An 11,940-nucleotide genomic window follows, 5' to 3' on the forward strand; every position below is an offset into this window, starting at 1 on the left:
CAGCGTCCATGCTGCATTTGCACAATTTCTGGGCAGGACCCTGGGAGGCTATAAAAATCAATGGGTTAACCCGCTTCTCCCGGATTTGTCCACAGGCCGTCCACAATGCTCTCCCTGCGGAATGTGGAAAAACCCGATTTCTGTCCTGCCTGCTGCCCCATCGACCGAGCGCAGCGCTGATACACCCGTTTGCCTGTTTTTTAAGCAACCCATGGTGCTGCCTTATAAATCAATAACTTAGATGACCTCTCAGGCAGCTTTCCACAAGCGCTCCACAATCCTGTCCCGGCGCTGTGTGGAAAGCCGCACTGGACGGTGCGCCAGCACACCGACGCGCCTCGTCAGGTTGTGGAAATCGGTGCCTGGCGGCGTGCACCATGCGCCGCAGGGCTTGCGGCAGGCATTTGCACAAAAATTAGGCAGGAACATCTTTACCCTTATGGATCAATGTGTTAGCACGCTTGTCAGGCGGCTTTCCACAATCGATCCACAACACTGTCCCGCTTTGCTGTGGAAATGGACCGGCACGAGCGATGCGTGGCCGAGACAGCGCCGGGTGCCGTCTTGCCGTGCGACAGGGCGCAGGTTAGAGTGGCGCCTGATTTTTCAGAGCAATGCCGGAGCGCGCGCCGCCAGCGGCCAGACGCGCATCAAGGCATGCCGTCCAGGTGGTTTGGGGTTTTGTTATTCGGTTGTCGATCCCGGGGGTCCAATTGTTTTCCATCATTCAAGCGGCCGGCTGGCCGATCTGGCCGCTGTTGCTCGCCTCGGTCATCGCGCTGGCGCTGATCGTCGAACGTTTTCTTACCCTCAAGCGCAGCAAGGTCCTGCCCGCCAGGCTCTATGAAGAGGCGCTGGCGGCCGCGCAGCAGCGCCGCGCCACGCCGGAAGTGGTCAACACGCTTGAGCAGAACTCGCCGCTGGGCCGGGTGCTGGCCGCCGGGCTGCGCCACGTGGTGCTGCAGCCGCACACCTCGCGCGATGCCGCCAAGGACGTGGTAGAGGAAGCCGGCCGCGTGGTCGCGCATGAGCTCGAGCGCTACCTGAACGCGCTCGGCACGATCGCCTCGGTGGCGCCGCTGATGGGCCTGCTGGGCACGGTGATCGGCATGATCGAGATCTTCGGCAGCCAGGGCGGCACCGGCGCCAGCCCTGAACAGCTGGCACACGGCATCTCGGTGGCGCTGTACAACACCGCCTTCGGCCTGATCGTGGCAATCCCGGCGCTGATCTTCTGGCGCTACTTCCGCCGCCGCGTGGATGACTACGTGGCCGAGCTGGAATTCCGCGCCACGTCGTTCCTCGACGCAATCCTGCCGCAGCGCCGCGCCTGATCGCCGAACGGAACGAACGCCATGCACTTCCGTTCCCGCCAGCGGCGCGAAGAGCCGGAGATCAACCTGATCCCGCTGATCGACGTGCTGCTCGTGATCCTGATCTTCCTGATGATCACGACCACCTACTCGCGCTTTACCGAGCTGCAGATCCAGCTGCCCACCGCCGACGCCGAGCGCTCCCAGCAGCGGCCGCAGGAAATCGTGGTGTCGGTGTCGTCGCGCGGGGTCTACTCGGTCAACAGGCAGGTGATGGAGCAGAAGGACGTCACCAGCCTGGCCGACCAGCTGCGCGCCGCCTCGGGCACCAGTGCCGGCGGCCAGCCGCCGGTGGTGATCGTCAATGCCGACGCGCAGGCCAGCCACCAGGCCGTGATCAACGTGATGGAGGCCGCGCGGCTAGCCGGGCTGTCGCGCCTGACCTTCGCCACGCAGAGCGCGCAGCCGCGCTGACCCCGGGCGCCGTGGCGCATGCGGCCGGCGGGCTTGCCGCATGCGCTGTGCAATGCCCATAATGGTTGAGCCGCCCGCGCCCCCAGGGAGCGAAGCCGCGGGCGCACTACAATCCCATCCCAACCACCGACTCCACCGCCCGCCGCGCCCATGCCCGTTCCCCGACATGCCCTTGCCGACTTCGTGACCGCCCAGTGGCAACGCCGCGGCTGGTTCGCGTGGGTGATGCTGCCGTTCTCGCTGCTGTTCGGGCTGATCGCGCGGGTGCGCCGCCATGGCTACCAGCGCGGCTGGTTCAAGTCGACGCGGCTGCCGATGCCGGTGGTGGTGGTCGGCAACGTGACCGTGGGCGGCACCGGCAAGACGCCGGCGGTGATCGCGCTGGCACAAGCGCTGACCGAGGCGGGGCTGCGCCCCGGCGTGGTGTCGCGCGGCTACGGCGTGGAACTCAAGCACCCGCGCCGCGTGAAGCCGACATCAAAGGCGTCCGACGTAGGCGATGAGCCGCTCCTGATTGCGCGCGCCACCGACGTGCCGGTCTGGGTCTTCCCCGACCGCGCGCTGTGCGCGCAGACCATGCTGGTATCGCACCCGGGCGTCAATGTGCTGCTGCTCGACGATGGCCTGCAGCACTACAAGCTGCAGCGCGACTTCGAGATCGTGATGTTCGACTCGCGCATGGGCGGCAACGGCCTGCTGCTGCCGGCCGGCCCGCTGCGCGAGCCGCTTTCGCGCCCGCGCGACGCGACCCTGATCAACGACCCCAACTTCCGCGCCACGGCCGACCGCCCCGGCATGTACGGCATGCGGCTGGAGCTGGACGATGCCTGGCAGCTGGCCGACCCCACCATGGCGCGGCCGGTCAGCGCCTTTGCCGGCCGGCGCGTGCTGGCCGCGGCCGGCATCGGCAACCCCGAGCGCTTCTTCGCCAGCCTGCGCGGCGCGGGCCTGACACCGAAGACGCTGCCGCTGCCGGATCACTATGACTTTGTCGCCGACCCGTTCGCTGACAATCCCGACGCGCTCGACGCCGACGTGATCCTGATCACCGAGAAGGATGCCGTAAAATGCGAGCGCTTCGACGACCCGCGCATCTGGGTCGTCCCCACCAGGCCCGTGATCGATGCCGGCCTGATCGAAAAAATCCGCCGCGCCGTGCTGGCGCAAATCAAACCCGCGCCGACCGCGCCGGCAACCACGCCCGGCGCCGCAGGGCGCAACGAGGAACACCGAGATGGACAACCGGCTGCTTGAAATCCTGGTCTGCCCGCTGTGCAAGGGCAAGCTGGAATACGACCGCGCCGCGCAGGAGCTGATCTGCCACGCCGACAAGCTGGCGTACCCGATCCGCGACGGCATCCCCGTGATGCTGGCCGACGAGGCCCGCCAGTCGGTGCCGGGCCGCGTGGTCAACCCGGACGCCCCCGCCTCCGGCAACTGAGTGCGCGCCATGACCGTCCCGGCGTTCACTGTCGTCATTCCCGCGCGGCTCGCTTCGACGCGCCTGCCTGACAAGCCCCTGGCCGATATCGGCGGGCGCCCGATGATCGTGCGCGTGGCCGAACGCGCGCATGCGTCGTCGGCGCAGCGCACCGTGGTCGCCACCGATGCGCCCGCGGTGGCGCAGGCCTGCGCCGCGCACGGCATCGAAGCCGTGCTGACCCGCGCCGACCACCCTTCCGGCACCGACCGCCTGTCTGAAGTTGCCGCCCAGCTGGGCCTGGCCGACGACGCCATCGTGGTCAATGTGCAGGGCGACGAGCCGCTGATCGAACCGTCGCTGATCGACGAGGTGGCGCTGCACCTGGCGCACCACGCCGACTGCGCCATCGCCACCGCGGCGCATCCGCTGCAGGACATCGCCGAAGTCTTCAATCCCAATGTGGTCAAGGTGGTGTGCGACGCCGCCGGCCGCGCCCTGTACTTCTCGCGCGCGCCGATCCCGTGGGCGCGCGATGCCTGGTCGGGCGTGCCGGCCGTGCCCGCGGCGCTGGCACAGGTGCCGCTGCCCGGCATGCCGGTGCTGCGCCATATCGGGCTGTACGCCTACCGGGCGGGCTTCCTGCGCCGCTTCCCGACGCTGGCGGCGGCGCCGCTGGAGCAGACCGAGGCGCTGGAGCAACTGCGCGCCATGTGGCATGGCGAGCGCATTGCGGTGTTGCAGACCAGCGCCGCGCCGGCCCCCGGGGTCGACACCCCGGCCGACCTGGAACGGGTGCGCGCGCTGTGGGCGCAGTCGATGGCCCAGGAAGGGCCCTGACCCAACCGCGGGAAAGTGACCCGCGCGGGCGCCTGCCCGCTCAGGTTCATACAGCTGCAACCTGAACCAGGGGGCGGATTTCGGGCCGATTTGGCGCCGCCTCATGGCATAATGCTTGCCGATACAGAGCCGCCCGGCCGGCATGCGCAAGCGTGCCGCCGGCCAAGGCTCGGTGGGGAGATAAAGATAGAGCCCGTCCGGTGTGCCGCGCCGCCATCCCCCTGGCAGCCGCCGCCGGCCGTATGCGTGGGTACGCCTGAGCAGTGCCCGCGCTGAACGCAGTCAGAACGCATCAGGACCGCAGTAAGTCCTGCGTCAAGTTACGGCGTTACCCTCCTTCTGATCTCCCGCCACACCAGATTAAAAACTCTGAGGACCCGTAAATGCGTTTGATCCTGTTGGGCGCGCCCGGCGCCGGCAAAGGCACGCAAGCCAAGTTCATCTGCGAGAAGTTCGGCATTCCGCAAATCTCCACAGGCGACATGCTGCGCGCCGCGGTAAAGGCCGGCACCCCGCTGGGCGTAGAAGCCAAGAAGGTCATGGACGCGGGCGGACTGGTGTCGGACGACATCATCATCGGCCTGGTGAAAGACCGCCTCAAGGAAGACGACTGCAAGAACGGCTACCTGTTCGACGGCTTCCCGCGCACCATTCCGCAGGCCGAGGCGATGAAGGAAGCGGGCGTGGCAATCGACTACGTGCTGGAAATCGACGTGCCGTTCGACGCCATCATCGAGCGCATGAGCGGCCGCCGCGTGCACGTGGCCTCGGGCCGCACCTACCACGTCAAGTACAACCCGCCCAAGACCGAGGGCGTGGACGACGAGACCGGCGAGGCGCTGATCCAGCGTGACGATGACAAGGAAGAGACGGTCAAGAAGCGTCTTGATGTCTATTCGCAGCAGACGCGTCCGCTGGTGGATTACTACTCGGACTGGGCTGCCAAGGGAGATGCTTCCGCCAAGGTGGCGCCGCCGAAGTACCGCAAGATCCTGGGCGTGGGCAATGTCGATGACATTACCGCGCGGGTGTTCGAAGCGTTGAAGTAATTTTTCGCCTGCTCTGCCTGGTGTTGTGAAAGCGGCCTTTGGGCCGCTTTTGTTTTGGCCGATTGATTCCGAGCCCGCCTAGCAATCCCACCCCTTGCACATCCCCCACCACCCCGTAAAATACCGCCAACGAATTGACGTTTACGTAAACGGCAACAAATACCCAATCCAAGGAGACAACCCCAAATGCAAATCCAAGGCAACGTATTCATCGTCACCGGCGGCGCCTCGGGCCTGGGTGCAGGCACCGCCCGCATGCTGGCCGAAGCCGGCGCCAGGGTCGTGATCGCCGACCTGAACGAGGCCGACGGCCAGGCGCTGGCAACTGAACTGGGCGGCCAGTTCGTCCGCTGCGACGTCACCTCCGAGGCCGACGGCCAGGCGGTGGTGGCCGCCGCCCAGGCACTGGGCCGGCTCTCGGGCATCGTCAACTGCGCCGGCATCGCCACCGCCAACAAGACCGTCGGCAAGAACGGCCCGCATCCGCTGGAAGCCTTCGACAAGACCATCCGCATCAACCTGGTCGGCACCTTCAACATGATCCGCCTGGCCGCCGCGGCCATGGTGCAAAACACCCCCGACAGCGAAGGCGAGCGCGGCGTGATCATCAATACGGCGTCGGTGGCGGCCTTTGACGGCCAGATCGGGCAGGCCGCCTATGCCGCGTCCAAGGGCGGCGTGGTGGCGATGACGCTGGCGATTGCGCGCGACCTGTCGCGCGACGGCGTGCGCTGCATGACCATCGCCCCGGGTATCTTCGAAACGCCGATGCTGCTGGGCATGCCGCAGGAAGTGCAGGACGCGCTCGGCAGGATGGTGCCGTTCCCGCCGCGCCTTGGCCGCCCGGCGGAGTACGCCAAGCTGGCCCGCTCGATCATCGAGAACACCATGCTCAATGGCGAAGTGATCCGCCTGGACGGCGCGATCCGGATGCAGCCCAAGTAAAGCCCCGGCGCTGCCCGCTCAGCCGGGCAGCAGCATCACCAGCATCAAGCCCGGCGCCGCCGCCGGCACCAGCGTCAGCTGCTCGAACTGCAGCGCGCCCAGCTGCGGATGGTGAAAGCCGCGGCGGCCGCCCTCGCGGTCTTCCACGTCCTGCGACAGCCAGGCATCGCGGAAGGCCGCGCTCTCTGCCATCAGCCCCTCGATCAAGGCTCGCGTCGGCGCCTCGTCCGCATGGCGGATGCTGTGCGCGCGGAATTCCGCCACCAGCCGTGCCGCGCGGTGCGGCCAGTCTTCCACCAGCGCCATCAGCCCCGGCGACAGGAACATCGCGCGCAGCAGGTTGCGCTCGGCGCTGGCGGCATCGAGCCAGCCGATAAAAAGGTCCGCGGCGGCGGCGTTCCAGGCCAGCGCGTTCCATTGCCGGTCGAGCAGGTAGGCCGGCCCGCCAATGGCATGCACGCTGGCCAGCACCACCCGCGGCACGGTTTCGTCCGCGGCCTGCTGCGGGTCGCGGCGGCCCGCCAGTTCGAACAGGTAGGCGCGCTCGGCGCGTGACAGCCGCAGCGCGGCAGCCAGGCTGGCCAGCGCGCGTGCCGACAGCGATACCGGCCGCCCCTGCTCCAGCCACGTCACCCAGGTCGCGCTCAAGCCCGCCAGTTGCGCGACTTCCTCGCGGCGCAGGCCGGGGGTGCGGCGGCGCCGGCCCGGTGCGAGCCCGACATCGGCCGGCGCGAGCCGTTCACGGTGCGCACGCAGGAAAGCGCCCAGCACGGATTCGCGCGACGATGGCGATGCAGACGGGACAACAGCGGGATCGGCAGACAAGGGCATGACAGGCTGGTGTCGCTTATACCAGGATAAATCGGTAACTTGTACCGGGAAAACTGCCCGCCTACAGTATGCCGAACCCGCCTCGCGGGCAAGTCCCCTCCCCAACAAGAAGGCCGCCCATGACTAGGGCGTGGTCCAAGGAGCCCAGCACCATGCAACAGCAGGAACTCGTCGCCGCCCAGTTCGGCGCCACCGCCAGCGCCTACCTCACCAGCGCCGTCCACGCCAGCGGCGCGGACCTGCAGCAACTGAAAGACGAACTGGCCGTGCTGATCCCCGCAGCCAACCGCCCGCGCAGCCGCGTGCTGGACCTGGGCTGCGGCGCGGGCCATGCCAGCTTCGCCGCGGCAGCGATTGCGGGCGAAGTGACGGCTTACGATCTGTCGGCGGACATGCTGGCCGTGGTCGAGGCCGCGGCGCGCGAGCGCGGGCTGGCCAATATCCGCACGCGCCAGGGCGCTGCCGGACAGCTGCCGTTCGACGATGCCAGCTTCTGCGCGGTGGTCTCGCGCATGAGCGCGCACCACTGGCGCGACGTCCCGGCGGCACTGGCCGAGATCCGACGGGTGCTCAAGCCCGGCGGCAAAGTGGTGCTGATCGATATTGCCGGTGCGCCGGATCCGCTGCGCGATACCTGGCTGCAATCGGTGGAACTGCTGCGCGATCCCTCGCACGTGCGCGATTACACGCCGGCGGGGTGGCGGTCGATGTTCGAGGCGGCGGGCTTTGGCGCCGATGGCATCGCCGTATCGGACATCTGGCGCATCGGCATCGAGTTCGACAGCTGGGTCAGGCGCATGCGCACCGCGCCGGTGGCCGTGGAGGCCATCCGCCACCTGTGGCAGATGGCGCCGACGGAAGTGCGTGAGCACTATCGCGTGCAGGCCGACGGCAGCTTTGAACTGGAAGCGGTGATGGTCACCGCGCGTTGACAGAGTGAGACCGGGTCAGGCCGCGGCGCTCATTGCGGGCGCCTCGGCGCGCACGGTCAGGCGGCGCACCAGGTCCCACACGGCCGCCGCGGCCGGCGACAGTGAACGGTCCTCGCGCCGGACCATGACGATGCTGCGCTCCTCGCACGGCACCAGCGGGCGCCACACCAGCGGCGACGCCGCCGGCAGCGGCAGTGAGAAAGACGGCAGCACCGATGCGCCGATGCCGGCCTCGACCATGCCGAACACGCTCGCCGAGTGGCCCAGCTCCTGCACCACCAGCGGCACCACGCCATGCCGGCCGAACACGCGGTCGATCAGCGGACGGCTGCCGGAGGCAAAGTCCAGCAGCACCAGCTGCATCCCATGCAGCGCCGACCACGGCACCGAGGCCGACTGCGCCAGCGGATGGTCGCGCCGGCAGACAAAGCAGAACGGGTCGGTCGCCACCGGCTCCACCACCAGCCCGTCGCGCACCAGCGGATCGATCAGCACGCCAAAGTCCACCGCGCCGGCACGCACCTGCTCCAGGCCGTCGGCCTGCACGTTGTCACGCACGGTCAGGCGGATCTCGGGGTATTGGGCGGCGCAGGCGGCCACGTACATCGGCATCAGCCGGGCCGAGATCGTCGGCGCACCAGCTATCACTACGCGACCACGATAGCGTTCGCCAAGCTGGCGCGTCTCTTCCAGCGTGTCGTCGAGCTGCCCGAGCAGCCGCTCAAGCGCGGGCGCCAGCGCGTGGCCGGCCTCGGTCAGCACCACCTCGCGCGTGGTGCGGTCCAGCAGGCGCACGCCAAGTGCCTCTTCCAGCTCAGCGACGCCGCGGCTGACCGCAGGCTGGGTCAGGCCGACCACATCGGCGGCCCGGCTGAAGCCGCCGGTATTGGCCACGGCCAGGAAGACGCGCAACTGGCGCAGTGTGTAATTCATGCAACGCCCGGATAAATAGATTCTATAAATGAATTTGCATTCTAGACTTGGCTGGCGTCCAATACTAGGCAAAACCCTAACATCGCAGGATCCACCCGCAGTCATGTCTCGTATTGTCCGCAAGCTCAAGAAACTTTATGACCTGATCGACGGCTTCGTCCTCGTCATGTTGACGGCTATCGCCATTGCGCTGGCCGCCCCTGAAATCGGCGCCGGCGATGGCCCGCTGCACCTGGGCGTGGTGACCGGCCTGGGCGTGGCGCTGGTGTTCTTCCTGCACGGCGCGGCGCTCTCGCGCGACAAGCTGGTGTCGGGCGCCAAGCACTGGCGCCTCCATGTCTTCGTGCAGACCTTTACCTACGTGGTGTTCCCGGTGGTAGGCGTGCTGCTGATGCTGTCGCTGCGCAATACGCTGCCGCCGGACCTGCTGCTGGGCGTGTTCTTCCTGTGCGCGCTGCCGTCGACGGTATCGTCGTCGGTGGCCATGACCTCGATGGCGCGCGGCAATGTGTCCGGAGCGATCTTCAACGCCACCATCTCGGGCCTGATCGGCATGCTGGTCACGCCGCTGCTGATGGGGCTGGTGATCAGCGCCAGCGGCGCCTCGATGCCGTTGGGCAAGGCGCTCACCGGGGTGGCGCTGCAACTGCTGCTGCCGTTCGCGCTGGGGCAGCTGCTGCGTCCGCTGATCGGCAGCTGGCTGGCGAAGAAGAAGCACATCACCAACAAGATCGACCGTGGCGTGATCGTGCTGATCGTCTATTCCTCATTCTGCGACGCCACCGCCCAGGGCCTGTGGCACCAGTACCAGTGGCAGACCATCGGCGCAGTGATGCTGATCGCCGCGGTGCTGCTGTTCGTGGTGCTGGGCTTTACCACGCTGACTGCGCGCCGCCTTGGCTTCTCTGTCGAGGACGAGATCACGGCGGTGTTCTGCGGCTCCAAGAAGAGCCTGGCCAACGGCATCCCGATGGCCAAGATCCTGTTCGCCGGCCATCCCGCGCTGGGCCTGCTGGTGCTGCCGCTGATGGTCTATCACCAGCTGCAGCTGATCGTATGCTCGGTGATCGCGTCGCGCTATGCCAACCGCGATGCCTTGCTGGAGGACCAGGCCGCGGCGCGGGCCTGAGGCACGCAGCCATGAAAAAAAACCGGGGCATGCCCCGGTTTTTTTGTGCCCGCCAGATTCACACTGACGGATTCTTCGACAGCGGCGGATTGCGCGCGAAGTAAGACCGGATCCCCTTCAGGATCGCATTGGCCAGCTGCTCCTGGTGCGCGTTATCGTTGAGCTTGCGCTCTTCTTCCGGATTGCTGATAAAGGCCGTCTCGATCAGGATCGACGGGATATCCGGCGCCTTCAGCACCGCAAACCCGGCCTGCTCGACGCTGCCCTTGTGCAGCTTGTTGATGCCGCCGATCTCGCCCAGCACGGCCTTGCCGACCTGCAGGCTGTCATTGATCTGCGCGGTGGTGGACAGGTCCAGCAGCACGCGCGCCACCTGCGCATCCTTGTTGCCCATATTGGCGCCGCCGATCAGGTCGGAGGCGTTTTCCTTGTTGGCCAGCCAGCGCGCCGCGGTACTGGAGGCGCCGCGTTCGGACAGCGCGAACACCGACGCGCCGCGCGCCTCGGGCGACAAGAAGGCATCGGCGTGGATCGATACAAACAGGTCGGCCTGCACCCGGCGCGCCTTCTGCACGCGCACGTTCAGCGGCACGAAAAAGTCGGCGTCGCGCGTCATCATCGCGCGCATATTGGGCTGGGCATCGATCTTGGCGCGCAGGCGGTGCGCGATCTGCAGCACCACGTCCTTCTCGCGCGAGCCGGCGGCGCCGATCGCGCCCGGGTCTTCGCCGCCGTGGCCGGGGTCGATCGCCACGGTCAGCAGGCGGCGCATCTTGAAGGGCCGTTCGGCGGTAGGGTTGTCGCGTGCGACCGGCGGCACCACCGGGGCATTGGGGCTCGGCACCGGCGGTGCGGACGGCCTGGGCCGGGCCGAGGCCACCGGCGGCGGCAGCGGCGCGGTGGTGGGCGGCACCTCGCCCTTCTCGTCGAAGCGGCGCACCAGCGCGCCGATCGCGTCTTCCTCGGCACCGGCCGGCGCGCCGGCGATGCCGTCGTTGCCCGGTGCCGGGTCCGAGGTGGCGAAGCGGCGCTGCTTTTCCTCGGTGTCGCGCACCAGCTTCCACAGCGGATCGGGCGGATTGACCGGGTACAGGTCGAACACCAGGCGGTTGCGGTAGCTGCCGATCGGCGCCAGCGTGAACACCTGCGGCGCCACGTTTTCCTTCAGGTCGAACACCATGCGGACCACGCGCGGGCGGTTCTGGCCGACGCGCACGGTCTGGATATAGGGGTCGTTCGGAGTGATCTTGGCCACCAGCTCGCGCAGCGTGGGCGACAGGTCCAGGCCGTCGATGTCCACCACCAGCCGGTCGGGGTCGCGGATCATCTGGTGCACGGCGGCCAGCGGGGAATCGGATTCGATGGTGACGCGGGTGTAGTCCTCGGCCGGCCACACGCGCACCGCGACGATGCCGGCGCCAAACGCGATCTGCGGGCCGGCCAGGGTCAGCACGGCCGTGCCCGCGCCCAGCTTCAGTGCCTGCGCCATCCATTTGCGGCGCGCCTGCAGCAGGCCGTCGGGTCCATCGGGGCGGTCGGTGGCAAGTCGCTTGATCAGCATGCGTTCAGCAGGGTAAGTCCAGTGTGAGTATAGGCGCGCATCGTCGCGATCCGCCGCTCGCCGGCGTCATCCGCCCCGGCCATGTCCGATTGGAGCAACATATGGAGATCCGGTTCCCCGAGCAGGCGGCCGGCCTTTTCCGGCCACTCGACCAGGTTGAAGGCCGGTTCGGCGAAGCAGTCGCGAAAACCCGCGTCGATCCACTCTTCGGGATCGGCAAAGCGGTACAGGTCGAAGTGGTAGACCGTCAGCGGCGAGCCGTCGGCGCGGGCCACCTCGTAAGGCTCGCACAGCGTGTAAGTAGGGCTGCGGACCTTGCCCGCATGGCCGAGCGCGCGCAGGATCGCGCGCGTCAGCGTGGTCTTGCCGGCGCCCAGGTCGCCGGACAGCTGCACATGCACCGTGCGCGGCGGCATGGCCTGCACGGCGGCGGCCAGCGCGGCGCCCAGGCGCGCGGTGGCGGCTTCGTCGGGCAGCGTCAGGGTGCGTTCTTCGAGCAAGGGCATTGCGTAC

At 67.8% G+C, this 11,940-nt stretch carries 13 protein-coding genes; 9 read left to right on the forward strand and 4 right to left on the reverse strand.

What is annotated here, in order from left to right; translation table 11 throughout:
* The first annotated feature begins 713 nt into the window (after positions 1-713).
* The 7 genes from AC3WVS_RS04680 (at position 714) to AC3WVS_RS04710 (ending at position 6,041) form a co-directional block, all read left to right on the forward strand.
* Positions 714-1,334 (forward strand): MotA/TolQ/ExbB proton channel family protein, encoded by a 621-nt coding sequence (locus AC3WVS_RS04680; protein WP_035822108.1) that lies wholly within the window; start codon positions 714-716, stop codon positions 1,332-1,334.
* 21 nt (positions 1,335-1,355) lie between these two features.
* On the forward strand, positions 1,356-1,787 hold the full coding sequence (locus tag AC3WVS_RS04685; protein WP_492317605.1) for an ExbD/TolR family protein: 432 nt from the start codon (positions 1,356-1,358) through the stop codon (positions 1,785-1,787).
* A gap of 150 nt (positions 1,788-1,937) precedes the next feature.
* Positions 1,938-3,041, forward strand: a complete 1,104-nt coding sequence (gene lpxK / locus AC3WVS_RS04690) for a tetraacyldisaccharide 4'-kinase (RefSeq protein WP_492317606.1) — start codon at positions 1,938-1,940, stop codon at positions 3,039-3,041.
* Complete coding sequence (locus AC3WVS_RS04695) at positions 3,022-3,228, forward strand: Trm112 family protein (protein WP_492317607.1); 207 nt, start codon at positions 3,022-3,024, stop codon at positions 3,226-3,228. The genes lpxK and AC3WVS_RS04695 overlap by 20 nt, the downstream gene beginning before the upstream one ends.
* 9 nt (positions 3,229-3,237) lie before the next feature.
* Complete coding sequence (gene kdsB / locus AC3WVS_RS04700; protein ID WP_010812254.1) at positions 3,238-4,047, forward strand: 3-deoxy-manno-octulosonate cytidylyltransferase; 810 nt, start codon at positions 3,238-3,240, stop codon at positions 4,045-4,047.
* Between the two features lie 383 nt (positions 4,048-4,430).
* Positions 4,431-5,096: an adenylate kinase gene (gene adk / locus AC3WVS_RS04705; RefSeq protein ID WP_211980755.1), complete on the forward strand. Its 666-nt coding sequence runs from the start codon at positions 4,431-4,433 to the stop codon at positions 5,094-5,096.
* A gap of 186 nt (positions 5,097-5,282) precedes the next feature.
* Positions 5,283-6,041 (forward strand): 3-hydroxyacyl-CoA dehydrogenase, encoded by a 759-nt coding sequence (locus tag AC3WVS_RS04710; protein WP_492317608.1) that lies wholly within the window; start codon positions 5,283-5,285, stop codon positions 6,039-6,041.
* A gap of 18 nt (positions 6,042-6,059) precedes the next feature.
* On the opposite strand, the gene AC3WVS_RS04715 is transcribed toward AC3WVS_RS04710, so the two are convergent.
* Complete coding sequence (locus AC3WVS_RS04715) at positions 6,060-6,872, reverse strand: MmyB family transcriptional regulator (RefSeq protein WP_492317609.1); 813 nt, start codon at positions 6,870-6,872, stop codon at positions 6,060-6,062.
* 152 nt (positions 6,873-7,024) lie between these two features.
* Here AC3WVS_RS04715 and AC3WVS_RS04720 point away from each other — a divergent pair, with 152 nt between their 5' ends.
* A complete protein-coding gene (locus AC3WVS_RS04720; protein WP_492317610.1) occupies positions 7,025-7,804 on the forward strand; it encodes a class I SAM-dependent methyltransferase in 780 nt (259 codons plus the stop codon).
* A gap of 15 nt (positions 7,805-7,819) precedes the next feature.
* Here AC3WVS_RS04720 and AC3WVS_RS04725 read toward each other — a convergent pair whose 3' ends face one another.
* Positions 7,820-8,737 (reverse strand): LysR family transcriptional regulator, encoded by a 918-nt coding sequence (locus AC3WVS_RS04725; protein ID WP_340520069.1) that lies wholly within the window; start codon positions 8,735-8,737, stop codon positions 7,820-7,822.
* 103 nt (positions 8,738-8,840) lie between these two features.
* Here AC3WVS_RS04725 and AC3WVS_RS04730 point away from each other — a divergent pair, with 103 nt between their 5' ends.
* Positions 8,841-9,866 carry a bile acid:sodium symporter family protein gene (locus tag AC3WVS_RS04730; protein WP_492317611.1) on the forward strand — a complete coding sequence of 342 codons (1,026 nt, stop codon included), beginning with the start codon at positions 8,841-8,843 and terminating at the stop codon, positions 9,864-9,866.
* Positions 9,867-9,924: 58 nt separating this feature from the next.
* Here the strand turns inward: AC3WVS_RS04730 and AC3WVS_RS04735 are convergent, their stop codons facing one another.
* Positions 9,925-11,427, reverse strand: a complete 1,503-nt coding sequence (locus AC3WVS_RS04735; RefSeq protein ID WP_010812247.1) for an N-acetylmuramoyl-L-alanine amidase — start codon at positions 11,425-11,427, stop codon at positions 9,925-9,927.
* Positions 11,421-11,933 (reverse strand): tRNA (adenosine(37)-N6)-threonylcarbamoyltransferase complex ATPase subunit type 1 TsaE, encoded by a 513-nt coding sequence (tsaE, locus tag AC3WVS_RS04740; RefSeq protein WP_035826054.1) that lies wholly within the window; start codon positions 11,931-11,933, stop codon positions 11,421-11,423. The genes AC3WVS_RS04735 and tsaE overlap by 7 nt, the downstream gene beginning before the upstream one ends.
* Positions 11,934-11,940: the final 7 nt, after the last annotated feature.

The sequence above is a fragment of the Cupriavidus sp. CPT47-8839-RL05A genome (assembly GCF_058792255.1).

What these genes read in the sequence shown, in the direction of transcription:
- AC3WVS_RS04685 (WP_492317605.1), top strand. Translation starts at nt 1,356, where the DNA reads ATGCACTTCCGTTCCCGCCAGCGGCGCGAAGAGCCGGAGATCAACCTG.
- lpxK (WP_492317606.1), top strand. Translation starts at nt 1,938, where the DNA reads ATGCCCGTTCCCCGACATGCCCTTGCCGACTTCGTGACCGCCCAGTGG.
- AC3WVS_RS04695 (WP_492317607.1), top strand. Translation starts at nt 3,022, where the DNA reads ATGGACAACCGGCTGCTTGAAATCCTGGTCTGCCCGCTGTGCAAGGGC.
- kdsB (WP_010812254.1), top strand. Translation starts at nt 3,238, where the DNA reads ATGACCGTCCCGGCGTTCACTGTCGTCATTCCCGCGCGGCTCGCTTCG.
- adk (WP_211980755.1), top strand. Translation starts at nt 4,431, where the DNA reads ATGCGTTTGATCCTGTTGGGCGCGCCCGGCGCCGGCAAAGGCACGCAA.
- AC3WVS_RS04710 (WP_492317608.1), top strand. Translation starts at nt 5,283, where the DNA reads ATGCAAATCCAAGGCAACGTATTCATCGTCACCGGCGGCGCCTCGGGC.
- AC3WVS_RS04715 (WP_492317609.1), bottom strand. Translation starts at nt 6,872, where the DNA reads ATGCCCTTGTCTGCCGATCCCGCTGTTGTCCCGTCTGCATCGCCATCG.
- AC3WVS_RS04720 (WP_492317610.1), top strand. Translation starts at nt 7,025, where the DNA reads ATGCAACAGCAGGAACTCGTCGCCGCCCAGTTCGGCGCCACCGCCAGC.
- AC3WVS_RS04725 (WP_340520069.1), bottom strand. Translation starts at nt 8,737, where the DNA reads ATGAATTACACACTGCGCCAGTTGCGCGTCTTCCTGGCCGTGGCCAAT.
- AC3WVS_RS04730 (WP_492317611.1), top strand. Translation starts at nt 8,841, where the DNA reads ATGTCTCGTATTGTCCGCAAGCTCAAGAAACTTTATGACCTGATCGAC.
- AC3WVS_RS04735 (WP_010812247.1), bottom strand. Translation starts at nt 11,427, where the DNA reads ATGCTGATCAAGCGACTTGCCACCGACCGCCCCGATGGACCCGACGGC.
- tsaE (WP_035826054.1), bottom strand. Translation starts at nt 11,933, where the DNA reads ATGCCCTTGCTCGAAGAACGCACCCTGACGCTGCCCGACGAAGCCGCC.